This is a genomic window from Paenibacillus sp. 01T431, from assembly GCF_056398625.1.
In genome coordinates this window covers 211380-235339 of sequence record NZ_JBFTPT010000007.1, presented here as the reverse complement: position 1 = coordinate 235339, position 23960 = coordinate 211380, and the positions used below count along the sequence as shown (strand labels likewise).

Genomic DNA, 23960 nt, shown 5'->3' with positions numbered 1-23960 from the left:
CACTGAACAAGAGGAATGGGGCGTTTCTTATGGTTGGAGCTGGCTCAGAAAGCGCATTGCATAAGCCCATCAAAGTAATGAAGAGGCGGCCGAGGAGCCGTCTCTCTATTCAAACGGTTAATCTGCTGCTCAGTTTGCTGCTTCCAGTCGGCTTATTAGCTATCTGGCAAATTGCTGGAATGATGGGGAAGCTTAATCCAACGCTGCTGCCAACACCAGGCTTAATTGTGGAGGAATTCGTTCATTTAACTTTATCTGGTGAGCTGGTTTATCATCTCGGTATTTCAGCTCGACGTGCGCTGCTTGGATTTTTGCTGGGCGGAGGATTAGGTTTAGCTGCGGGATTATGGGTAGGGTTCTCCTATAAGACGGAAAGGCTCATTGATCCTTCCTTGCAAATGCTTCGTACTTTGCCCCATTTGGCCGTAGCTCCGTTGTTTATTTTGTGGTTTGGCTTTGATGAGACATCTAAAGTGTTATTGATTGCAAAAGGTGCTTTTTTCCCACTGTACGTCAATACCTTTCTTGGTATTCGTTCCGTAGATGGCAAACTGTTTGACGTTGCTCGTGTGCTGCAGTTTAGCCGCTGGCAAATGATTGCGAAGCTTGTTCTTCCAGCATCGCTTCCTAATATCTTTCTTGGCGTGCGACTTTCTATCGGTGTGGCATGGCTTGGGCTTGTTGTAGCTGAAATGATGGGTTCGAGCTCAGGAATTGGTTTTCTGATTAATGATGCGCGTTATCTCATGATTACTTCGGTTGTATTTGTAGGCATTATTATTTTTGCCGCAGTCGGTAAGCTGACGGATTCACTTGTTAAGCTGCTTGAGAAGAGGCTGTTAAATTGGCAGGACAGCTACAAAGGAGGCAGCAAGTAATGAGAGAACGAACCGCTTCGCGTGAAATGGGCGTTAAGGCAGCTGGTCGGGATTGGTTAAGCGTTATTCCAAAGCCGCTTCATGGCTGGATTGTTCCGGCTTTCATTGTGATTGTCTGGCAGGCGGTCAGCGGGCTTGGTTTGTTGTCTGAAACACTGCTGCCGGCCCCGTCAAATATTGTGAAGAGCTTTGTGTCATTGTGTGAATCGGGAGAGATGGGGAAGCATCTCGGTATTAGCATTTATCGCGCTGGTTTTGGGTTTCTTCTTGGCGGAGCGCTCGGGCTGCTGCTTGGTTTATCGGCGGGTCTTGGCAAGGTAATGGAGAGGACGCTTGATCCTTCGCTGCAAATGCTGAGAACGGTGCCGCTGCTTTCCGTTATTCCATTGTTTATTTTATGGTTCGGGATCGGAGAGTTTTCAAAGGTGCTGCTTATTGGACTTGGCGCCTTTTTCCCGGTTTATGTGAACACATTTCTTGGTATTCGAAATACGGACGTGAAGCTGTATGAGGTTTCGCGTATTTTCCAATATACGAAGCTTCAGCAGGTAACAAAGCTTATTATACCAGCGGCCTTGCCGAATATTTTATTGGGCGTACGGCTATCGCTTGGCGCTTCATGGCTGCTGCTTGTTGTTGCAGAAATGATGGGGACGAGTGCAGGTATCGGTTATATGATTCAGGATGCAAGAGCATACTCGCAAACGGAAATTGTTTTTGTAGGCATTATTTTGTTCGCTGTATTTGGCAAGTTGTCGGATTCGGCCATTCGGCTGCTAGAAACCAAATGGCTTCGCTGGCGAGATACGTATAAAGGATGACAAAATGAATCGTTTGGAGAGGCGGTTAACGGATTATGGGGAAACGGCAGGAGCAGCTCCATCTCGGAGCATTTATTTATTATACAGGCCATCATCATGCAGGCTGGCGTCATCCGGAGTCGGGTGTTGAAGGAATGTTTGATGTGAAGTTTTATCAGAAGCTTGCGCAAACCGCGGAGCGCGGCAAGTTCGACATGCTCTTCTTCGCAGATCTGCTGTATGCCACTAATGTGGGGCAAGCGGTAGCGGGCATGCTGGAGCCTCTTACGCTATTATCCGCATTATCGGCTGTTACGGAGAAGATCGGCCTGACTGCAACCGTCTCAACTACATACAACACCCCTTTTAATGTCGCGCGAAAGTTTTCTTCGCTTGATCATATTAGCGGCGGGCGAGCAGGCTGGAATATTGTAACCTCGCAGCTTGATCTGGAAGCCCATAATTACGGGCAGCCAAAACATCCCGAGCACGGCCTGCGCTACAAGATGGCTCGTGAATTTGTGGATGCCACAACCCGCTTATGGGATAGCTGGGAGGATGGCGCGCTTGTGCTTGACCGGGTGTCGGGTCAGTTTGCCGATGAGTCTAAAGTAAGGCCAGTTGATTACAGCGGAGAATGGTACTCCACGAAAGGACCGCTGAATGTGCCGAGATCTCCTCAAGGTTATCCGGTGCTAATTCAGGCAGGCTCATCAGGTCCAGGTCAAGACTTTGCGGCCAGCATTGGCGAAGTTATATTTACGGCGCAGCAATCGCTGGAAGCGGCAAAAATCTTTTATGAGAGTGTGAACAGCAAACTTGGAGATTATGGAAGGGAACGCGGCAGTCTAAAAATCATGCCAGGCCTCTCTCCGATTCTTGGTGCGACGGAAGAGGAAGCGAAGCAGCGTTACCAAGAGCTGCAGGGGCTCATTCCTGCCGCCCATATTGTCGGCTTCTTATCTGGATTCCTAGGCGTAGATCTAAGCAGCTATTCGCTTGATGATCAGCTGCCGGATATTCCTGATCCTGTTGAAGCATCCAACGGCATGAAGAGCCGTGTTCAGCTTATTATGGATATGGCGCGCAAAGATAAGCTGTCGATGCGAGAGCTTGGAAGCAGAATGCTAGGAGCGAGGGGGCATTTGCAGTTTGTTGGTACGCCCGAACAGCTGGCTGACCTTATCGAGCTGTGGTTTGAGGACTATGGCTGCGATGGCTTCAATATCATGGCTCCGGTTCTTCCTGGAGGACTCGACGATTTTGTTCATTATGTCGTACCGATTTTGCAGCAGCGCGGACTGTTTCGTGAAGATTACACGGGAGATACCCTTCGTGACCATCTTGGACTTGAACGTCCAAGCGAAGGGCATTTCCGCAACAAACGTCCTGTGGTACAAGAACAAGCGTAACAAGAGCTGAGAGGCAATAGTGAAAAAAACGCAAAGAAGCAAGCAGCTGGCGCCATGATTAGGCGACGGCTGCTTGCTTCTTTGCCGTTGTTACAGGGAAGGGGGGACTAAGGTTTTGTGAATATTCCGCTCTTTAATAAACACCATCGATTATAAGTAAAATATTTCATGGCAAACCTCCACCTTAAAAATAAGTGATAACGGTTCCAAGACAGCAGCCTCTATTTTATGAAAAATGAATAGGTGACATAGCCGATAGCGATAGCTACCAAACCAAATGCTGCCGTGGAGGAAAGGATACGGAAAAATATTTCCCACTTATCTCTTTTTGTGTTTCGAATGTCCTTGTCCTCATTCCCCTGCGTCTCATGATGTTCTAGATTATCTTGACGAGGCTTAATGATGGGATCACCCGCTTTCTTTATTCCTTCTCTTTGCTTTGCTTATAAACGACAAGTATAGTGCTGCGCTGATAAGTGTTGCCTGAAGTGGCTGTTTTGATCATGGAGCCGTAGCAAATATTAATGACTTGATCGTCGCTCAGTTCTGCCAAAAACTCATTTGCCCTTTTTTCAGCAAAAACAGAATCCGTATCAATAAATTCTTTTACTTGAATCATATTCGTTGTGTCCTCCCTTACCAAATAAATATACAGATAGGCACCCCGCGTCGATAGCAGAATGCCTTCTGACGTCCACCATAGCATTGCGTACTATAAGTGTCAACAGGGAGATTTAATGATCCATTTTAGACAAAGAAAATAGGGGCAGCTTCGCTAAAATAACGAAGCTGCCCCTATTCGGCTGCATGGGTTGTTTAGCTTTTTTTCCAGACGCCTCCTTGATCAGGTCTTTCTCCCATCGTCCACCATTTGGCTACATAGGTGTCCCCATTATAAGTGACATATGTCCCTCCTAAATACAAATAGAGAATAAAAAACAGTGTCTATCTTACTAATTCTTACACTGAAACTGATTTATAGAATCCTTTTTTATACTGAGCATTAATCTAGTATTCTCGTTAATTCATGTAAATAAAACTAACATATGTTTTCTTCAATTTAGTAAGGATATGAGCACAAATGAGTGAAAAGTAGAGTTAAACCTCAATGGTTACGCTTTTTTGTCTACTTTAATGATTTGTTAACTTATATAACATGAAATAGACTGATGTAGAAGAAAGAGAGAATTATATCGCATAGGAGGAGTTAAACATGACACAAGTTGTGAAGAGCGAGATAGCGAAAAAGATTTTAATTCCACTGCTTGTACTTTCATTGCTTGCAGCGATGGTAGGGGTATTGACAAAAACGGATTTTGTACGCGCGGAGGAAGCACCGCAGCTGCCGACATTTGATATTCCGGCCCTATCCGCTGAACATCAAGCTTCAAGTCTTCCTAATGTTATTGTTGTTGCAACAGGAGGAACGATTGCGGGTAAGGCAAGCAATAATGATCCTACTAACTTCCAGAGCTATGCGGCTGGTACTTATAAAATGGCAGATATGGTTGCTCAGCTGCCTGGGAAAAATAAAATAGCTGATGTCTCTACCTATCAATTCGGTAACAAGGGTTCGAGCGGCTATAGTATTAGAGATCTTTATGATCTATCGCTTGCGGTAGACGAAGCTCTTAAGATTTATGATAGTGCAGTTGTAACGACCGGTACGGATACGATGGAAGAAATCGCGTATTTCCTCGATCTAACCGTTCGCAGTGAAAAACCGGTTGTTGTTACAGGCTCTATGCGTCCATGGGATGTTATTGGAACGGATGCGCCTGCCAATCTCTATCAAGCTATTAAACTAGCTGGGAGCGGTAAAACAAAATGGTTTGGCACAGTGGTCATGTTGAATGATGTCATTTATGCGGCGCGTGAAGTTACGAAGTCAAATTCACACCGTACCGATACTTTTGATGCTCCGATGTTTGGTGCACTAGGTTATGTGGATGACCCGGCTGTTCGTATTTATCGTGCTCCTGCTAGAGCAGCAAAAGCAGGTACACCAGCATGGGCTTCACCATTCGATTTGAAAACCATCTCCAAAGATAGTCTTCCGATAGTAGAAATCGTATACAGCTATCAAGAAGCGGGCGGCGGCGCTATTCGTGGCTTGGTGGAAGACGGCGCGAAGGGAATTGTAACCGCAGGAACAGGCGCTGGCGGCATTTCGTCGAAGCTAAGTGCTGCACGTTCCGCGGCCATTAAGGATAAAGGTGTCGTATTTGTATCGACAACAAGAACAGGCTCAGGCTCTATCTATGATAGCGGCAGCGGAAGTGTTATTGGCGGAGACAACTTGAATGCGGCGCATGCTCGTATGATGTTGTTATTGTCCCTAGCATTTACAAACGATGTAAACAAGATTAGAAACTGGTTCACGACTTTTGGCACACAGGATGTAGAAATTTCAGTTGATGAAAATACGGTACTAAGCACGACAGTTGAAGAGCCAATCGAAGAGCCTGTTGTGACGGAACCGGTCGTTGTTGTTCCTACACCGGAAGCAGAAGTTCCAGCTGATACAGAAACAACGCCTGAAACAGCACCAGTGACGCCATAATTAGGGGGAGGAGTTCGGTTATGACCATAAGAAGTGAATCAACTACAGCGAAGAAAGTTTTCATTCCCCTCCTCATTATGGCTCTCCTCAGTACGATACTGACTGGCTATGCCAGCTCAGTTCGTGCCGAGACTGCAGCACCTCAGCTGCCTACCTTTGATATTCCGGCATTGTCCGAGGAGCATAAAGCTTCTCCATTGCCAAATGTCATTGTAGTGGCGACTGGCGGGACGATTGCTGGTAAAGCGAGTAATAATGATCCTACTAATTTCCAAAGCTATGCTGCAGGAACGTATAAAATGGCGGATATGGTAGCTCAGCTGCCTGGGAAAAGTAAAATAGCGGATGTCTCTACTTATCAATTCGGCAACAAGGGCTCGAGCGGCTACAGTATGAAGGACCTGTATGATCTCTCCCTTGCGGTGGATGCTGCGCTTGAAATTTATGATAGTGCAGTTGTTACGACAGGTACGGACACGATGGAGGAAATTGCTTATTTTCTCGATCTAACTGTTCAAAGCGAGAAGCCGGTAGTTGTCACAGGTTCAATGCGGCCTTGGGATGTCATTGGAACGGATGCTCCAGCCAACCTGTATCAAGCGATTAAGGTGGCGGGGAGCGGCAAAACAAAGTGGTTCGGTACGGTCGTTATGCTAAACGATGTCATTCATGCGGCACGCGAAGTAACAAAGAGCAATTCGCACCGGACGGATACGTTTGAGACACCGATGTTCGGCGTGCTTGGTTACGTTGATGATGCAGCGGTACGTATGTATCGTCTGAATGCTAGGGCACTCAAAGCTGGACAAGCGGATTGGAAAACGCCGTTTGCATTGAAAAATATTTCGAAGGACAATTTGCCTATCGTTGAAATCGTTTATAGCTACCAAGAAGCCGGCGGCGGTGCCATTCGTGCTTTAGTAGCTGATGGAGCCAAAGGGATTGTAACAGCCGGCACTGGGGCGGCTGGTATTTCGTCGAAGATGAGCGCGGCGCGGTCCGCAGCAATTAAGGATCATGGCGTTACATTCGTATCGACGACTAGAACAGGTTCTGGAACGATCACTGGCGGCGGAAACGGCATTATTGCCGGAGATAATTTAAACCCGCAGCATGCACGCATCATGCTTATGCTTTCGCTGGCATTCTCGAATGATTTTGCTACAGTGAAGAACTGGTTTGAAACGGTAGGGACGCAAGATATTAAGATTGATGTGCCTGAAACGCCTGAAACACCTACACCGACTCCAACTCCAACTCCAACTCCAACTCCAACTCCAACTCCTCCAGTAGAAGGTGGTACAGGTGGTTCGGGTGGCAATGTACCAAATAAAGGACAGGTCTCGATTGGTGCGGGCAGCGCAGGTACGCTTGGCTTGGATGATAGCGTTACTGTATCTATTCCAGCAGGAGCGACGAAGGAGCAAATGCTGCTTTCTATTGAGAAACTGACTGAAACGGGCGGCATTGTTGAGCCATCGAGCAAGCGAGTGTCTTCTATTTTTGAAATGCTCAAGTCGATATCAGCTGATTTCTTCGTTCCAGTCACGCTGACCTTTAAGTTTGATACCGCTTTGATCAAGAGTGGTCAGACGGCGTCCGTATTCTATTACGATGAAGTGAAGAAGCAATGGGTAGAGATGGGCGGTACGGTAAAGGATAACTTTATTACTGTACAATCTGATCATTTTACTAAGTTTGCTGTATTCGCTGTAGACAAGAAAGTTGAAGAAGTGCCTTCTTTTACAGATATATCAAGGCACTGGGCAGAGGCTGCTATTAAAGAGGCGGTCGCATCCGGAATTGTGAAGGGATATGAAGACGGTACTTTTAAACCGAATAAAACCGTAACACGTGCGGAATTTTCCGTTATGCTGATGGGTGCGTTGAAAGCGGATGGTGCAGGCTCGGTGCTTGCCTTTGCTGATAATGATAAAATTGCGGCTTGGGCAAAGGAAGCTGTTGCACAAGCGTTCAAAGCGGACATTATTAGCGGCTATCCAGATGGAACCTTCCGTCCGGGCGCAAACATTTTGCGTATGGAAATGGTATCAATGATTGCAAGCGGTGCTGGATTAACGTTAGATCCGAATGCGACAACCAGCTTTGCTGATAACAAGGATATCCCGGCATGGGCGAAGGGTGCGGTTAGAGCAGTTAGCGATAAAGGCATCATTCAGGGCCGTACGGGCAATATCTTTGCGCCAAAAGCTACAGCAACGCGGGCAGACGCGATTACGGTTATTATGAATATGCTTAAAAATAAATAATGGCTTAAACAGAAAAAGAGTGGTTTTTAAAGGTTGATTAGAACCTTTAAGAACCGCCTTTTTTCTACGCTATATCCTAATACACCATGCGCCTCTACCCACCACCCGACGGAGATGATGATTAACGGGGATCAGGCCAAAGAATCAGGTTAGTGACTAGGCCAAGTAATATAAAAGCTACTCTTTGGAGACGTGGCTGCCCCAAACGGCAGCTCCTTCTTTGGATAGTGCGCTGAATGTCATCACATAGCTGAGTGTACCTTCATTCCACTGACGGAGTAAAACGCCGTGGTACAGCGAACCATCAATTGTAAGATCGATAGTAACAGCGCCGGTGCTTTTCCAAGAGCCGCTTGCGCTTCCGGAGATCGTGCCGTCTTTGTTGAGAGAAAGCAGTGTTGCTGGTTTCACATCAGCCGTAATGTCTTTGCCATGGTTCACGTATTTGTATTCGCCGATGATTTGCTCGGTTTTTACGCTCTCTGCGGTTTCGCCTGCATAACGATGAGGCGCGACGACAGGCCAGCCTTCCGTGTTCATAAGCATTTGATGGACTCTTATCTCGTGGCTTTCTCCGCGAGATGGAAAACGAGTGTGGAAAATAATAAACATTTTACCCGTGTCAGGATCGGTGTAAGTGGAGTTATGACCAGGTGAAGTATAACCCGTCCCAATATTAGCAATTTCTCCGTCGACATTGTCCATTTGGAAATTTCCCATGAGCTTCACTCCAAAAGGCGCAATAGAAGCATCATCAAACAGCGTGCCGAAGGCGCCAAATGCGTCAATCATTTCCTTGCCCTCTGAATCGAGGAACGGGCCGTCGGGATTTTTTGAGCGTGCTACACGAATGTTGTATCCGCCTGCGGAGTCTAGTCCGCCATAGGAAAGGTATAAATAGTAATAGTCCGTTTCTTTGTTGTACATCATATAAGGCGCCTCGATGCGGCTGTGATTGTTGCCGAGCAGTCGTTTGCCGTAGCCTTGATCGGGATAGGGCAGACCTGTTTTTGGATTCATTTTCATAATAAAAATACCGCCGGAGTATGAGCCATAAACCATCCATAGAATACCGTCTTTATCATAAAACAAATTTGGATCGACTACGTTTGGATGTACTGCCGCGTCATACAACGTTCCATCCTCGCTCGAATCATTCCACATGCCCGATTTGAGAATTGTGCCCTTATTTTTATAAGGCCCTTCAACCTGATCGGCAACCGCATAACCAAGCACCGACCGAGGCGAGTCGCCTTTGCACATGCTGTAATACATATAAAATTTGCCGTCCGGCAATTGGATGACATCGCCTGCCCAGAACGTATCAGTCTCGGCCCAAGCTAGCTCCTCGCTCATTTCTGTCAGTACATCCGGTATGATGGGATTCCCTTCATAGACACTGGAGTTCAGCTGCTCCCAGGCCATGAGATCCTTCGACTTCGCCGCAGCGAGATGCGAGCCGAAAATATAGAAGGTATCACGAACTTTGATAATGGACGGATCATGAACGGAGGCGTTAGTGAATAAAGGCTCCTCCACTGTAACCGCTTCCGTTTTTGGTTGGTTTGAAGTATCATTAGCTGCGGATGGCTGATTGCTCTCTGCTGGTGGAGCTGCATTTCTGGCGTTATTTCCACTGCAAGCGCTCATAAATGTCATCATGCATACCGTTAACAATATGATGGTTTGTTTTCTCAAGTAGAAAATCCTCCTAGGTTAACATTGGATAATTGCTAAAAACATTAATTGATTAATAAAAATATTATATATTAGGCGATAAAAAAAGAGAAGGGCTCAGCCCTTCTCTTATTTCGTCTTAACTGGTTCTTCGAACGTCATGCCGAGCGTGTCTACAGTTACTTTTTTCATCGAAATCGGCGTTTCCGGCTTATCGCCCGGGCCAACCTTTTGATTGACGATTTCATCGACCGCTTCCATGCCTTCGGTTACTTTGCCGAAAGCTGCATATCCATTATCGAGTGAAGGTGCATCAGCTACCATGATGAAAAATTGTGATCCGCCGGTGTCTGGATCGTTGGTGCGAGCCATGGAGAGGACGCCTCGAGTGTGCTTCAGCTTGTTTTCGAAACCGTTGCTGAGAAATTCGCCTGGAATGCTGTATCCTGGACCGCCAGTACCTGTGCCTTCTGGATCTCCGCCTTGAATCATAAACCCTGGAATCACGCGGTGAAAAATAACGCCATCATAGAAGCCTTTATTAATAAGAGAAATAAAGTTGTTTACGGTATTAGGTGCAACCTCTGGGTAAAGCTCAAGCTTAATGATTTTGTCATTGCTAAGTTCAATCGTTACAACAGGATGCTTGTCCGAGCCAAGAAGCTCAGGGCCTTCCTCAGCAGGTGCTTCAGTAGGGGGAGTTGTGCTTGTGTTGCCACTGCCTGATCCTGTTTTCTCATTACTCCCGTTTGCGCCGCAGCCTGATGCTACAATAATCAGAGTTAGTGCAAGAAGAAGCATGATCCCAAGACGTTTGTTCTTAAACAGCATTTCAATATCCTCCTTAAATTTGCGAATGCAAATGACCTTGAGACGATCCGGTTCGCGCAGCATTCACCTTTTATATCCAACTTGTATAATATCATATTGCGTGATTTAAATGCGAATTCATCGCTTTTTCATTGTGTTGAATGTCTCTAATAAGTTAAGGTCTTGCGCGACAAGCGCTGATTCGCTATAATCACATTAATTCAGTCGAAGGGATTGGGTCTTATGTACACATTCCAATTGAATCAGCTTCATCATTTCACCAAGCGTTAGCACCCCTGATCAACATTCAGGGTGGGCTAGCGCTTCTCGCGTTGGCCTCCCTGCAGCATACGATGCGCGCAGGACCAAGAGGTCCTGCGCGTTTTTTTTTATTCCAATAACGTAGTGAGAGGAATGATCGTGATGCAAAATGTAAAGGGAACCTATGATTATTACGGCAGGGAGCAAGCGCTTAGAAGAAAGATTCAGGAGACTCTGCGGGAAAAGTTTGAGCTATATGACTTTGATGAGATGGTGTCTACCGAGCTGACTGATCTTGCTTTCTTGACATCCAAATATGCAGGCGGCGATGAGATTGTTAAGGAAATGTACCAGCTTACAGATCAGCGAAAACGACGATTAGGCTTGCGCTATGATTTGACGATCCCTTTTGCCAAGGTGATGGCATTGAACCCAAGTATTGAATTGCCTTTCAAGCGATATGAAATGGGGAAGGTGTTCCGTGACGGTCCCGTTAAACGCGGGCGGCTGCGAGAATTTTTGCAATGTGATGTGGATGTTGTTGGGGTGAAGGGGCCGGAAGCTGAGGTGGAATTGATGCAGCTGGCTGTCGATGTGTTTCGCACCCTGGAGCTGGATATCCAATTAAAATGGAATAATAGGCGGTTTCTTGGCGAAATGCTTGCAGCAATTGGCGTCAAGGGGGCGGATTCGTTGTCGGTTATGCTGACTTTGGATAAGCTCGCAAAAATCGGAATAGACAGTGTGAAGGCGGAGCTTGCTGAGAAGGGTTTGGCTGGCGGGGTCATCGCTGCGATTTTAGAGTTGATTGAGCTGGAGGAGCCTACACTAGAGACGTTGATAGATAAATATGACCTGCAATATAGTGCTGGGGCGCAGGAAGTAATCGAGGTTCGTGATATTTTGTGCAAGCTTGGATTAGAGTCTGTTTGTGTGTTTGACCCTTTTCTCTCACGCGGGTTATCTTTCTACACAGGTACGGTTTATGAAATATTTGATGCTTCGAACGGCTTCGCATCGAGCCTTGGCGGCGGCGGTCGGTATGATGCCATTATTGGACAGCTTATAGGCAGGGATGATGCTGAGTACGCAGCGGTCGGCTTGTCGTTTGGGATGGAGTCAATTATGGCTTTGCTTGAAGAACGTTACGCAGCTGCATCGAAGGCTTCGGTTAACGTTGTGCTCATTCCCGTAAGCGTAACGGCGGCAGAACTGCTGCAAACCGCAGCGGATTTGCGTGCGAGCGGCATTCGAGTGAAGCTCGATTCTAGCGGACGAAAGCTGAAAAATATACTTGCATCGGTAGCGAACAGCGGCATACGTTACGCTCTTCTGGTGGGAGAGGCGGAATGGAAGGCGGGCTTAGTGCGCTTGAAGGATATGGAGGAGCGGGTCGAAAGGGAAATGAGTGTCGACGAAGCTATTTATATTTTAGAAAAGGTAAGTGGATAAGGATCAATAAGTTAAAAAGTTTTATATTGGAGCAGCCAAGTTGTACTCGTCTTCTTTAACTTGGCTGCCCGTCATGAGACATTACGAGAGCTAGAGGATTAGACGTTATAGGAAAGGGAATAGGATGCTGATCAGCTTGCGTCGTTTGGTGCGATCCTTTGCTGGGAGCGATGCGGCGGCGATATGCTGCTGAGGGTATTGCAGAGCGTCCATGCTTGCGGTTAGCTGAGTCAGAACGAGCCTAAGCTCATCGAGCTCCTGCCGGTGGCTCAGCAGCTGGTAAGTGACGACTTCATCCGCTTTCTGGGATAGGGAAGCTTCCAAACGGCTCAGTCGATGGAGCAGTTCCTCGCGATCCTCGTATACAGGTGCGGATGCCTGCAGATCTTGCGGAACGGGAGAAAGGTTAATGTCTTGCAGACTGACCCCTTCCTCCAATTCTTGCTTAATCAGCTGCAGGTTGTGAAGAGCCGCCTCATCAAAGGTATAGTGACCGAGCGTATCCTTGCCGAAAGAAGAGGGGAACTGGGATATCCAACGTCTGACTGTTGTTTCACTGACAGCAAGAAGCTGAGCGGCTTCTTTGGTTTTTAACAACGCCATTGTCATCACCTCGCTTATTAATTACTAGAGTTATTCGTGCCGAAAACATGCTCTCCTGCACGGCTGACAAAGGTAGTGGTTAATCGCTAAAAGAAGTGATCATCCGATTGTTTTTTCATGCTCGCAGCAGTAACGCGAATATTGCGGCAATTAAAAAAGAAGCTTTCTTATCCACGCTCTGAGTGGGGAAGAAGGCTTCTTTATTTGCGGGATATATTAACTGAAGCGGTTAAGACCTAAACAGAACTTTACAGCAGCTTCTGTACATATCGTTCGATTTTCTCAGGCGTATCCTTTGATCCGAAGCGCTTTAATACCTTGCCGTTCTGGTCGACAAGAAATTTGGTGAAATTCCATTTGATCGACCTTGTGCCGAGGAAGCCGCGTGCTTCATTCGTCAGGTGCTGGAATAAAGGGTGCGCAGTGCTGCCGTTTACATCCACTTTGGAGAATAAAGGGAACGATACTCCGAAATTGATTTCGCACGCTTCTGCAACCTTGCTGTCGTCGCTAAGCTCTTGATTGGCGAATTGCGAGGAGGGGAAGCCTAGTACAGAAAAGCCTTGTTTATTGTAGGTGTCATGAAGTTTTTGAAGACCTTTGAATTGCGGGGCGAAGCCGCATTTGGTAGCTGTATTCACGATGAGCATGACCTTGCCTTTATAAGGGGCTAGAGTCTGATTTTCGCCTCTAATGGTCTTTACTTCAATATTGTATAAGGACATAGGAACAACCTCCATCAACCGATTTTATATTTTTTATAATTTAATTGTACTCAATCTATATAGAGGTGTCAAATGAAATAAATAGAGGTGAGTTAGCTTGTGGCCAGAGGCTGTTTTTATTGGTCTGTAAATGAATAAGAGGCCGCCCCTATTTGCTAGGGACAGCCTCTGGCTTGCTTTTAATAAAGAACTTTATATGCACCCGACTGAAGTAGCAAGGCTCCTGCTGCGGCTTCGTTATCGGTGTCAGCCACTAGCAAGTAGTAGCCTTGATCGATAGCTTCTTTGCACGGTTCGATGAATTTGTCTTCTATGCCAATATCGTGGAGCACGTCTTTAGTATCAGGCTCATTATCGAGCTTCACGGCGCCTGCGGCAATGCCGGTAGGGCCGCCGTTTAGGCCAGTGCTTCCGGCGGTATAACCTGAACCTGCTGCAAATGGAGCGGCGCTAAGCGGAGTAATTGTTCCGGCTTGGTTCACGTCTTGCGCTTCTCGAATTTCATAAACTTCCTCAATAGGGATGCTTGAATCGGAAACAAGAAGCGGAGCCGATTCCTTGTTCTTCAGAACGATTCTAAGATTATGTCTATTTGTTCTCGCTGCTTGAAACCGTTTGATCGCTTCCAAGACACCTTCTTCTTTGTCAAATACTCCAATGGCTGTCGTCATAGGTGAGTTCTCCTCTCGTATCTAAGCTAGAATGAGGTTACATGTACTTATACCCTGCATTCCTTGCTTTGAATCGAGAGGCTGGATTAGCGAGCTGCAAGTGCTGAAGCTTCGCTAATTTCGTTAATTTCATCTATTGTCAGCTTAAAACGCATAGCTTTCACGTTTTGCTCGGCGTGGTGAATTTTTGATGCTCCGGGAATCGCGAATACAGTATCTCCATAAGCATGGATGAGCCAATTTAACGCGATTTGTGTTGCGGTAGCCTCATAACGAGCAGCTACCTGCTCAAGCGAATCAATAAGCGGCTTAGAGCGTTTTAGGCCGTTTGTTTGAAAAGCGGAGCTCCATTTGCGCGGGCCGCTAATTGCTTTGATCAGAGAAGGATCATGATGAAACTTCCCGCTTAATATACCCTGTTCAAGTGGAGAATAAGCAATGATTGCACAACCGAGTTCTTGCGCCGTCTCGAGAATGCCATTTTTCTCGATGCGGCGGTCAAGCAGGCTGTATTTTACTTGATTGGAGGCGAGCTGCAAGCCATGTTCTCGCAGAACGCGATCGGCCTCGCGCATTTGTTTAGCGGAGAAATTGCTTACACCTATATTTTTGATTTTTCCGGCAGCGGCAAGCTTCGCCATTTCCTTCATCTCACTGCTCACTGAAGAGAAGGAGAAAGGCTGATGCACCTGATAGAGGTCGATTGTACGCCCCTCAAGCTGTTTAATTCTCACATCAATTGTACGGCCAATGTTGCTGGCGGTACGCATTGCCGGCCACCACTTGGTCGCAATATAGACCTTATCCTCTGCTGGCAGGGCTTCGCGCAAAGCGCTGGCGAGCAGCAGCTCGGATTGGCCGTTTCCGTAAATTTCAGCGGTGTCAAACCAGTTAATGCCGCCTTCGTAGCTTGTTTTTACGATATCATTAATGATTTCGCCCTTCAGAGCGGGCCAAAACTTTCCGACGAGCCCTTTGCCATTGCTGAATTGCCAGCAGCCAAGGCCAAGCGGAGATAACTGCAAACTCGTTTGGCCAAATGGCCTAACCGTAGATAATGTCATGGCTTGCTCCCTTCAGAACTTCAGAATAAGTAATGGGCAGCTGTCTTTTTCCGTTATGCTCTAGCTGATCCTTGCTGTATTCGGTCTAGGAACTGATGCATTTGTTCCAGCAATGCAGCACCTTCTTCAGGTGTGCCGTCAAGCTTGCATGCGAGCTGATGAGGAATATCGACGGCTTGTTCCTTTAATGCTCGGCCTTGCGCTGTGAGTTCCACCAATACGCTGCGTTCATCGTTGCGGTCACGCGTACGCGTAATATGTCCTGCAGCTTCCAGCTTCTTAAGAAGCGGGGTCAACGTGCCTGAGTCGAGATAAAGCTTATTACCAAGCGCGGTTACCGTAACATGATCCTGCTCCCATAGGGCGAGCATTGTAACGTATTGCGTGTAGGTAAGGTCGATTTTCTCGAGCATTGGGCGATAAAGCTTAGTGATCTCTCGAGAGCAGGCATAAAAAGCGAAGCATATTTGATTGTCCAGTTTTAAAATTTCGTTGCTGTCCATGTTGTTGTCCTCCGTGGGAAGGTGAATTTGTTTGTTTAAAAGGCAATGAGCTAATGTTCTAAGTTTAACAAAATTAAATTGTGATAAATATAATATAGAGGAATGGACAATACACTGTCAATGCGCACAGCGACTCCTTATATTGTAGAGGGAGGACGGAGTGTGCTATAGTTACAGCGTTTATTTAATGGAGGAGTGAGAGCGATGTCTTATACTGCTAATGAGGTTGCAGAATGGATGCTGAACGAATTGAAGGAAAAAGGGATTTTGCATCAAAGCGCCGCAGTTGAGCATATAAAAAGCCATTTTGGCGAATCGTTTATATATGTGAATGAGCACGGCAACGCTTCAATCGACAAAGAAGTGAAAAAAATGTTCCGTAAGCTTCATAAGGGAAAGGCCGCTTGGGAGAGAGACGGTTTCTTCTGGGGCTGGAGCTAAACCGCATATTATTGTAGTGAGAAGCTGGGCGTTAAAGCCATAACGTCCATTTCTCATGAACAACTTGACAAAGGTAACTGTAATCATTAAACTTACAGTATGGAAGTCACCAATAAGACGTAGCTTAATCATAAAAGAAGCGTCTACTTTTTTAAAGCAAGTGTACCAAAAAAAGTTACAGTTAACGGGGTATTCTTACTATTAGGGATAGGTGGTGTTTGGAGATGAAATTCAACATAAGCGATTGGGTACAAGGTAAAACAAAAGATGGCGAGCTCATTCATGGTTTTGTCGAAACCATCGATATTTTGCAAGGATTTGTAACCGTGAGCGTTGTAAAGTCGGATAACGTAGAGGTTATAGGGAAAACTGTAGCCGTTCGTTCATCATGGCTCAAAAACGTATCCGAAATTACTATAAATGATGCACAGGTTTTTCAAAATGCAATTGACTTAGCTTTAGATACATGGGACGAGGCTTGGTTTATGGAGCTGACCAATGCGAAGAAAGCTAGCGAAGAAGCAGCTGAGGCTGGAGAGCGTTCGAAGGTATATTCATTTCCAGTCAATCGACTTGGTCAATCTGCTTAATCGAGCAGGCTTGCCTCCTATCACATCATAGCACCAACGAAAAAAAGGATGATGCCATGCGTGCTGCTGGTGTCATCCTTTTTTTGTATACCCGTGAAGCGGCATATAGCCATTTTGCTGCTGGGAGCATTACTTCAGCTGTAGTCCGATTCCAAGCGCTTGCGCTCGCTGGACGAAATAATCGGCTATCGCCATATCAAACACGGCCATACCCATCGGACAAAATAATATAGGCTCCGAATCGGAGATGCTGGCAAGCGCTCCGCGGCAGATCACATCGGTTAGAGAGCTGGTTTGTGCCTCTGTTAAGCCGCTCTCAAGATGGAGCATCTCAATGTCAGTATTTTCACGGCAAACCTCATTCCAATCGTCGACGATAATCGCGTTAATGCCGCTTATAGCTGCTGCTGTATAATCCCGCAAAGAAACATCGAGCAGAAGAGTGCCTTCAGCGGGAGGAGTATCGATATAACGCTGAGAGCTTACTGTGCAATTAATAATGAGATTGCATTCGTTATATAACTGCTGCCAGCTGCTGGCGAGACGTGTACGGTGGCGCAGTACAGCGTCCACAGCAGCAAGGTCGGGGTTATCCAGCTCGCATCCGCGTATATCATACACCTGTATATCCTCTAAATGCTCTCCGAATAAGCGGCAGCACATATCATAATGAAGCCGGCCTATAGGCCCGAAGCCGATGATTCCAACCTTTAAGCTTTTTGTTGCGGTGCGTGTTTTTAGATAATGGCGGATGAATAAACCGCTGACTGCAGCTGTCCGGGCAGCACTCGGCAGCGGGGTGCCCAGCATGGCGTAAGGAATGCCTGTTTCTGCGTTGTTGAGCAGTGTGACACTGTGTGCCCTTGGCAAACCGGCGTCGATATTGCCTGGGAAGCTGGCGATCCACTTCACACCGGCAGTCTTTACCGACCCGCCGATGTAAGCAGGCATAGCTATGATGCGATTAGCTGGATTGCGATAACGCAGGTAGGGCTTTATCGGCTGTGCATAATCGCCGGAATCGATAATTTGCACCGCAACCTCTATGCTGTCAACAAGCTCTTCCCAGTGCAATCCGATAGAGCGAATATGTTCATCGCCGAGATATAGCACGGTCATGTTCCTCTCGTTTTTGGATTAGGGAGTGTGCTAAATTTCAGAGCGAATTCAGCCGAATTGCTGCTTTACCCACTCATCGTTGAATACGGTATCCATGTATCGCTCTCCGCGATCATGTATAATAACGACGCATATGGCATCATCGGGCAGCTCGTGCTCGATCGATTTTAAGGCATGGATAATCGCGCCAGAGGAAGGTCCTGCCAAAATCGATTCCTGCGCAACGAGCAGTCTGCAGCCATCGACCATATCTTTATCGGCTACCTTTATAGCTTGATCCATAAACCTCGTCTGGGCAAAGGGCGGTATGATACCTGTTCCAAGTCCCGGGAAGCGGCGGTTGCCGTTCACTCCTCCGAAAATAACGCTGCCTGCCGCATCGACAGCTACCACTTTCGTGGATAGCTTATGCTCGCGCACATATTGCGAGCAGCCTAACATGGTGCCGCAGGTACTGACGCCGCCGACAACAAAATCGACATGGCCTAGCTCTTCAACAATTTCGTGCATCGTACCCTCATAGTGAGACAAATAGTTGTTTTTATTCGCATATTGATTCGGCCAGAAGCTATTGGGAATGCGCTCTAATAATTGCTGTACTCGATTTAACCTTGCGGGCAGAAACTCACCTGTCTCAATATCAGGCGCTTCAACCAGTTCGATCTCTGCGCCATAAGCACGCATGATGCGGATATTTTGCTGCGTCGCCTTTGGATCAATGACGCTTACGAATTTCATGCCCAGGTAGGAGCTGATGGCAGCGAGACTAATCGCCATATTCCCTGAGCTGGACTCAATGATGACGGAGCCGGGCCCGATCAAGCCTTCATCCCATGCTTTATTAATAATACGGGCGGCGGAGCGGTCTTTCGCGCTGCCTCCCGGGTTTAGCAATTCAAGCTTTGCGAATACTTTGATGCCGCGGTCGTTCGCAAACAGCTTCGAGAGCTGGACCAGCGGCGTATTCCCGATGATGGACAACAAATTTCTCTCCAAAGGCTAACACCCCTTAAAAATAAATTTTTTTGGATTTCACCGTCCCGCGTTCAAGTTGTTCATTTTCCGCTGCGCGTGTTACCGAAATGCCCTCAAGCATGCGATTTTGAATCATTTGTCCAATGTCCCCAATTTTATGCTCGATAGCATGCTTAATATGGACAAGCATTTCATCTTTCAGCGATTTGCTTTGAATATGAACAAGCAGCTTATTCTCATGGATTCTTACTCGAAGCTGAGCGTCATGGATGTATTGGTGTACGACATTTTCGATATCGTATAGGCTGATTTTTTCCCCATGCTTCAGATCCGTGCCGATTCGCTTGGAGATACAGCTGAAGCATTGCCGCTGCTTGCCGTCTATGCAGATGGTTTGAAAATCACGCACGACGTCGTAGGTGACATACCTCATAGCTGGGAACAATGAACGTACAAAAGAGGTCAATACGAGAACGGCTTCGTTCTCTTTCAGCGGTTCAAAGCTGTCGTCGATTTGCTCTGCCGGTATTGCCTCGGCATAAATGCCATCAGCGATGACATATAGCCCAAGCTCATGTGAATAGGAGGCGATTGCTCCAACTTCAATCGAGCCATACGTGTCTAAAATATGCTGCGGCTTGATTCCAAACCGTTCGGCCATGTTGTGCTGCCACTGGAGCGGGGCGATTTCGCCGACCACTATTATTTTTTTGATGCCAAACTGCTTTGGTTCCTGCGCGTAAGAGACGATAGCATCCAAAATCGACGGCATCGTATAAAGAAGCTCTGGTCGATAAGATTCCAGCCTCGCAATATGCTCTTCAATCGGGAGCGAGAACGACAGGGAGTCTGCCGCTAGGCCAAGCCGGTCAAAGATGGTCAGCGCTGTATTTGCTGCATGCCCTGTACCCATGTCGGCTAATGCTCTGCGAATAGGAACGGGAGGCTCTGCGTCAGTGCTGGCTGCACTGGCGCTGGCGGTCAGCCAATCCTGAAAGCAGGCTGTTTTTGCATCGATATAACTCTCGTCATCTTCCTTTGAATAATAAATCGCCTTGCGAACGCCTGATGAAGTGCCTGAGGTTCTGTAAACGGACAAACCTTCCTCTTCTCGAGCTCTCCCTGTAAAATAATGCTGCTCCAAAATGTCCGACGTGATGAGCGGAAGATCAGACAACTGGCAAACTTGCGGATCTATTCCATCCTGTTGAAGAAGGGTGTTGTACCAGGGGTGATGCTGGACGATTCGCTTGATATGCGGATGAAGCAGAGCTAATGGTGACATTTGGTGTTGAGCCTCCTGTAGGACAAATATCTCGAATGAATGCGTTAATTAAGCATATGTTGTTTGCGCCTCTAGGTTCTGATTATGGGGACAAACGCCTACATCCATTTCGTTCAAGCTTCGTATGCTAATAAGAGTGAATCATGAGGCAGTAGTATATTGTGAGAGAGAGGGTGGCTGCTATATCGTTTATGAAAAAACATCGTCGTACGGTTGCGGATAAGTGGGCCAAATCGGAAGTGATGAGACGTGACTCGGTGTTAAAGAATCATTTGCCGGAAGCGGAGATGATGACAAGGAAGAGCCTGCTTAAAATGTTAAAACAGTGGGGGATGGTGTATGTAAAGCCGATCAGAGGTGGACAGGGGAGAGGTGTGATGAGGGTAGAGCTTGACGAGGAGGGCTTTCGGCCCTATTCGTACCAGCTTGGAGAGAAAAGGTTGGCTTTTTTCACCTATAAAGCGGCTTATCAGTCTATTTTGAGAGATTCGAAAAGGAAGGCTTACCTAGTGCAAAAAGGGATTCGCTTGCTGAGGCATAAGGGGCGTCCGTTTGATATAAGGCTCGTGGTGCAGCAGTCGCCGCACGGGGGTTGGGAGGCGACGGGAACTTTGGGCAGAGTAGCACATCCTCGAAAAATTGTAACGAATGGCAGTCAGGGAGGAACGATTTATCCAACGGGGTATTTGCTGAGGCGTTATATGAGTGCGCCAGTGAGGCGGCGTATGTTGAATGGGATGGATAAGCTTGGCGTTCTCACCGCAATGAAGCTCCACCAGACTTATCCCGGCATTAAGGAATTAGGTGTTGATCTTGCGCTTGATCGCGAACTTAAGCCATGGATACTTGAAGTTAATACGCTGCCTGATCCATGCCCGTTCTTACTGCTTGATGACCAATCGATGCTTCGGAAAATCGTACGCTACGGCAAGGCATACGGAAAAACCTACAAGCTGAACTGTAAAAAGGCGAAGCGCGGGGTTAGGTAGAGCGGTGTGAGTGGGCAAGCTCGACTAACCGCTTTAAGGGCGCGGATGCTCTAACAGCACATAAGTGCCAGAGTTAGCACCTAATAAGCACATATATATGCATATTAGGTGCAATTGGCATAAGATCAGCTCGAAATCTTGCTGGTAAGCACAAATATGCCCTTACAGCGTGGAAAGTAATACGAGTCGAGTGCTCAAGTTTGCACTTAGTCTGTCATGAACATCAACTGCATCGAAAATGCGGTGCGGAAGCGAAGGCTCTCCACGGGATCTCGCAAATCGCGGCCGGTGAGCCTTTCGCATTTTTCGAGGCGATAGGTGACGGTGTTGCGATGCACGAACAGCTGCTTTGCCGTTTCGGCAAGCTGACAATGCGTATCGTAGAAGGTGCTGAGCGTTTTCATTAAATCGCTGCGCTCCTTGCCTTCAATGCTTAATAAATCCTTGAACGTCTCCTCGTAATATTCCTTGAGCTCCTCCTTTGGGATCATCCGCAGCAAGTTGCTGAAATCTTTGGCGCGGTAAGGTTGGACAAACTGCTTCTTTCGCGCGTCGTAACCTGTTTGCAGCGCTTCGATCGCTTCCTTATAGGATAAAGGGACTTGTGTAAGCTGTGATACCGGATTCCCGATGCCAATCGAGATGGGGATGCCGTGCTGCTCGCTTAGGCAAAGCACCATTTGCTTCAGCTGCCCTAAAAACTTATCTTCGGTGCCTTTGGCAGCATCTTGATTTGCCTTAAGCGCGATAAGGAAGCAGAAGTATTCGTTTTTCGTAAAAAGTACAAAACGCAAATCAAGCTTCGAAAACTCGCTTTTCAGCACATTGTAATGGCGGTCGCGCTCGGATATAAAGCGGCCATCAGATTCGAGTGCGCTTGGCGGACGGAAAGAATCAAAAGAGGTATCGCGCTTAGCGACAATGCTGACGTAAACGGGATGATTCAACAAATCATAGTTTTTGCTGCGATGAATAAGCTCTTGCTCAGAGGTAATGAGGCCATCAACAAAGTCGGAGAAAAACTCATTTTTATAACGCCTCGACCGCTCTTTGACCGCTTGCTTCTTGATAAGCTCGAGTCCGATGACGTTGGCGGCTTGTTCCATTGCATGTTTCGTTAAGTTGCTGAAGTGTTTGCTGCTGTCGCTCGTCAAAGCGACCAACAATCCTTCTAGTTGAAAGGTAACAATCGGGTACAGCTCAACAGCTGTAAAAGGTGCGCCAATGAAAGCTTGAGAAGTAAATGGGATGCTGTAAGAGCTGTGCAGCGAGGGTGAGATCAGCTCTGCTTGAAGATCGGACGACAATGCAAGATACAAATCCGTTGTCATAGCGTTTGAACGATGTAGAAGTCCGCCTTGTGGATTGATCAGCATAACCGGGGAGTCGATGAGAAGCGACAATGCTTCAATGACGTCGACGGTGCTTTTGCCCTGCATAATCATTTGTGAAAACTGTTTATGTGTCGTCAATGCATAATGCAGCTCATCCGTGCGCTTCTCCAAAATATGGCTAAGCGAGTCGTTGCATATATCACCCAGCGAATGCGCCAGAGACAGCTCGATAATCGGAAAATGCAGCTTTTCCGCACACTGAAGCACATCGCTTGGCACCTCCTGCAAAAAACGTTTGGTCTTAATCGCTAGACCGGCACATCCGAATTCAGCCATGCTTTTGACGAGTGAGAGCAGAGCCTCTGGTTGATCCTTCATCGCATAACCGGTCGTGAGAAGCAATTCCTGCGGTTTCAAATAGTTAATAATATCTGGAGCGTCCATGATGTTGACCGATTGGACGCTATTTGTCATGCCGTCATGTCCGGCAAGTATTTTTGCATTCGCATATACCGGGAGAGATAAGAGTTCTTTTAGGAGCATAACCACACCGCCAATGCTTTTTATGTTAGATTATATGACACAATATATCATCTATGCAGCGGGGTGTAAATATATGATTGTGCGGATTATGCAAGGAATATGGGATATTTTTAGCTACTATGCACAATGACAATGACATGGATTCGGATTATGATGTAGCTACAAAACAATTTTGTGTTATATAACCTGACAACAACAAGGGATTGGGGTTGGTACAAATGAAATTAGTGGTGAATCAGGTTGGGAAAAGCTTTGGAAGCAGAACGATTTTGAAAAATGTAGATCTTACAGTTAACTCGCATGAGTTTATTTGCATACTTGGCCATAGCGGATGCGGCAAATCGACGCTGTTAAATATGATTGCGGGTTACCTTCTGCCTGATGATGGTGCGATTACCGTAGATGGAGAAGAAATTAAGGGTCCTTCCAAGTCGAGAGGAATGGTATTTCAGGATCATGCCTTATTCCCTTGGATGACCATAAAGGACAACATTGCCTTCGGCCCAGAAGTGCAGAAGATGCCAAAAGCACAGGCGAAGGAAACTGCAATGGAGTTTCTGAAGCTGGTAGGGCTGGAACAATACGCCGGACATTATCCTGGTGAATTGTCGGGGGGCATGAAGCAGCGGGTAGGCATTGCAAGGGCGCTTGCGAGCAAGCCGGACATTTTGCTAATGGATGAGCCGTTTGGCGCACTTGATGTACTGACACGAGAGACGATGCGAGTAGAGCTGCAAAAGATTTGCAGTCAGCTCAAGCCAACAATCCTGTTCGTGACACACAGCATAAGCGAAGCGGTTTATCTCGCGGATCGTGTTGTCGTGATGAAGCATGGTGAAATTGCAGAAATTTTCGAGGTCGGAATTAAACATCCGCGATCTTCCCATTCTGCTGGTTTTGGCGAAATGATGAGCCGCATTGAACGGGTTCTTATGGATGAGGAGCATCTGGAGCTAGCGCAAGCAAAGGTGGGGTCATAATGAACGGAGCCAAAT

The 23960-nt window shown here is 46.9% G+C and carries 23 protein-coding genes; 10 read left to right on the top strand and 13 right to left on the bottom strand.

All coding sequences use genetic code 11. The features are described 5' to 3' along the window. The first annotated feature begins 77 nt into the window (after nucleotides 1–77). Genes AC1DM9_RS15170 through AC1DM9_RS15160 form a run of 3 tightly spaced genes read left to right on the top strand, consistent with a single transcriptional unit; the run spans nucleotide 78 to nucleotide 3090 of the window. Nucleotides 78–878 carry an ABC transporter permease gene (locus AC1DM9_RS15170; RefSeq protein WP_430056209.1) on the top strand — a complete coding sequence of 267 codons (801 nt, stop codon included), beginning with the start codon at nucleotides 78–80 and terminating at the stop codon, nucleotides 876–878. Then, nucleotides 878–1699, top strand: a complete 822-nt coding sequence (locus tag AC1DM9_RS15165) for an ABC transporter permease (RefSeq protein ID WP_477580788.1) — start codon at nucleotides 878–880, stop codon at nucleotides 1697–1699. The genes AC1DM9_RS15170 and AC1DM9_RS15165 overlap by 1 nt, the downstream gene beginning before the upstream one ends. 35 nt (nucleotides 1700–1734) lie before the next feature. Beyond that, nucleotides 1735–3090, top strand: coding sequence for an LLM class flavin-dependent oxidoreductase (locus tag AC1DM9_RS15160; RefSeq protein WP_477580786.1), 1356 nt, complete (start codon nucleotides 1735–1737; stop codon nucleotides 3088–3090). Between the two features lie 421 nt (nucleotides 3091–3511). Here AC1DM9_RS15160 and AC1DM9_RS15155 read toward each other — a convergent pair whose 3' ends face one another. Together AC1DM9_RS15155 and AC1DM9_RS15150 are read right to left on the bottom strand one after the other, a co-directional pair. Continuing rightward, a complete protein-coding gene (locus AC1DM9_RS15155) occupies nucleotides 3512–3709 on the bottom strand; it encodes a sporulation protein Cse60 (RefSeq protein WP_076268509.1) in 198 nt (65 codons plus the stop codon). A 197-nt stretch (nucleotides 3710–3906) separates the two neighbouring features. Beyond that, nucleotides 3907–4014, bottom strand: a complete 108-nt coding sequence (locus AC1DM9_RS15150) for a carbohydrate-binding protein (RefSeq protein WP_477510765.1) — start codon at nucleotides 4012–4014, stop codon at nucleotides 3907–3909. A 289-nt stretch (nucleotides 4015–4303) separates the two neighbouring features. Between AC1DM9_RS15150 and AC1DM9_RS15145 the strand changes: the two genes are divergently transcribed. Beyond that, nucleotides 4304–5653 carry an asparaginase gene (locus AC1DM9_RS15145; RefSeq protein ID WP_477580785.1) on the top strand — a complete coding sequence of 450 codons (1350 nt, stop codon included), beginning with the start codon at nucleotides 4304–4306 and terminating at the stop codon, nucleotides 5651–5653. 20 nt (nucleotides 5654–5673) lie between these two features. After that, the gene (locus AC1DM9_RS15140; RefSeq protein ID WP_477580783.1) at nucleotides 5674–7923 is read left to right on the top strand and encodes an asparaginase domain-containing protein; all 2250 of its coding nucleotides are present in this window, start codon (nucleotides 5674–5676) and stop codon (nucleotides 7921–7923) included. Between the two features lie 177 nt (nucleotides 7924–8100). Here the strand turns inward: AC1DM9_RS15140 and AC1DM9_RS15135 are convergent, their stop codons facing one another. Further along, nucleotides 8101–9621, bottom strand: coding sequence for a glycoside hydrolase family 43 protein (locus AC1DM9_RS15135; RefSeq protein ID WP_477580782.1), 1521 nt, complete (start codon nucleotides 9619–9621; stop codon nucleotides 8101–8103). 108 nt (nucleotides 9622–9729) lie between these two features. After that, the gene (locus AC1DM9_RS15130; RefSeq protein ID WP_477580780.1) at nucleotides 9730–10431 is read right to left on the bottom strand and encodes a peptidylprolyl isomerase; all 702 of its coding nucleotides are present in this window, start codon (nucleotides 10429–10431) and stop codon (nucleotides 9730–9732) included. Nucleotides 10432–10833: 402 nt separating this feature from the next. Here AC1DM9_RS15130 and hisS point away from each other — a divergent pair, with 402 nt between their 5' ends. Further along, nucleotides 10834–12123, top strand: a complete 1290-nt coding sequence (gene hisS, locus AC1DM9_RS15125) for a histidine--tRNA ligase (RefSeq protein WP_477580943.1) — start codon at nucleotides 10834–10836, stop codon at nucleotides 12121–12123. Between the two features lie 105 nt (nucleotides 12124–12228). Here hisS and AC1DM9_RS15120 read toward each other — a convergent pair whose 3' ends face one another. From AC1DM9_RS15120 to AC1DM9_RS15100, 5 genes are all read right to left on the bottom strand, one after another. Next, a complete protein-coding gene (locus AC1DM9_RS15120) occupies nucleotides 12229–12726 on the bottom strand; it encodes a MerR family transcriptional regulator (protein ID WP_477580778.1) in 498 nt (165 codons plus the stop codon). A gap of 248 nt (nucleotides 12727–12974) precedes the next feature. Continuing rightward, nucleotides 12975–13451, bottom strand: coding sequence for a glutathione peroxidase (locus tag AC1DM9_RS15115; protein WP_339206340.1), 477 nt, complete (start codon nucleotides 13449–13451; stop codon nucleotides 12975–12977). Nucleotides 13452–13630: 179 nt separating this feature from the next. Then, a complete protein-coding gene (locus AC1DM9_RS15110) occupies nucleotides 13631–14122 on the bottom strand; it encodes a hypothetical protein (RefSeq protein WP_477580776.1) in 492 nt (163 codons plus the stop codon). 86 nt (nucleotides 14123–14208) lie between these two features. Beyond that, nucleotides 14209–15186 carry an aldo/keto reductase gene (locus tag AC1DM9_RS15105; protein ID WP_477580774.1) on the bottom strand — a complete coding sequence of 326 codons (978 nt, stop codon included), beginning with the start codon at nucleotides 15184–15186 and terminating at the stop codon, nucleotides 14209–14211. Between the two features lie 53 nt (nucleotides 15187–15239). After that, nucleotides 15240–15689: a MarR family winged helix-turn-helix transcriptional regulator gene (locus AC1DM9_RS15100; RefSeq protein ID WP_339206344.1), complete on the bottom strand. Its 450-nt coding sequence runs from the start codon at nucleotides 15687–15689 to the stop codon at nucleotides 15240–15242. A gap of 204 nt (nucleotides 15690–15893) precedes the next feature. On the opposite strand from AC1DM9_RS15100, the gene AC1DM9_RS15095 reads away from it, so the two are divergent. Together AC1DM9_RS15095 and AC1DM9_RS15090 are read left to right on the top strand one after the other, a co-directional pair. After that, a complete protein-coding gene (locus tag AC1DM9_RS15095; protein ID WP_441877689.1) occupies nucleotides 15894–16130 on the top strand; it encodes a DUF6953 family protein in 237 nt (78 codons plus the stop codon). A gap of 224 nt (nucleotides 16131–16354) precedes the next feature. Beyond that, the gene (locus tag AC1DM9_RS15090) at nucleotides 16355–16720 is read left to right on the top strand and encodes an IDEAL domain-containing protein (protein ID WP_076268500.1); all 366 of its coding nucleotides are present in this window, start codon (nucleotides 16355–16357) and stop codon (nucleotides 16718–16720) included. 129 nt (nucleotides 16721–16849) lie between these two features. Here AC1DM9_RS15090 and AC1DM9_RS15085 read toward each other — a convergent pair whose 3' ends face one another. From AC1DM9_RS15085 to AC1DM9_RS15075, 3 genes are read right to left on the bottom strand one after another with little or no spacing between them, the layout of a single operon-like run. Further along, on the bottom strand, nucleotides 16850–17839 hold the full coding sequence (locus tag AC1DM9_RS15085; protein WP_477580772.1) for a 2,3-diaminopropionate biosynthesis protein SbnB: 990 nt from the start codon (nucleotides 17837–17839) through the stop codon (nucleotides 16850–16852). 48 nt (nucleotides 17840–17887) lie between these two features. Next, on the bottom strand, nucleotides 17888–18835 hold the full coding sequence (gene sbnA, locus AC1DM9_RS15080) for a 2,3-diaminopropionate biosynthesis protein SbnA (protein ID WP_477580770.1): 948 nt from the start codon (nucleotides 18833–18835) through the stop codon (nucleotides 17888–17890). 13 nt (nucleotides 18836–18848) lie between these two features. Next, entirely contained in the window at nucleotides 18849–20099 is a 1251-nt protein-coding gene (locus tag AC1DM9_RS15075) for a phenylacetate--CoA ligase family protein (RefSeq protein ID WP_477580768.1), read from the bottom strand. A 191-nt stretch (nucleotides 20100–20290) separates the two neighbouring features. Here AC1DM9_RS15075 and AC1DM9_RS15070 point away from each other — a divergent pair, with 191 nt between their 5' ends. Beyond that, a complete protein-coding gene (locus tag AC1DM9_RS15070; protein WP_477580767.1) occupies nucleotides 20291–21088 on the top strand; it encodes a YheC/YheD family protein in 798 nt (265 codons plus the stop codon). Between the two features lie 206 nt (nucleotides 21089–21294). Here the strand turns inward: AC1DM9_RS15070 and AC1DM9_RS15065 are convergent, their stop codons facing one another. Beyond that, complete coding sequence (locus AC1DM9_RS15065; RefSeq protein ID WP_477580765.1) at nucleotides 21295–22965, bottom strand: PucR family transcriptional regulator; 1671 nt, start codon at nucleotides 22963–22965, stop codon at nucleotides 21295–21297. A 218-nt stretch (nucleotides 22966–23183) separates the two neighbouring features. On the opposite strand from AC1DM9_RS15065, the gene AC1DM9_RS15060 reads away from it, so the two are divergent. After that, the gene (locus AC1DM9_RS15060) at nucleotides 23184–23945 is read left to right on the top strand and encodes an ABC transporter ATP-binding protein (RefSeq protein ID WP_339206353.1); all 762 of its coding nucleotides are present in this window, start codon (nucleotides 23184–23186) and stop codon (nucleotides 23943–23945) included. Nucleotides 23946–23960: the final 15 nt, after the last annotated feature.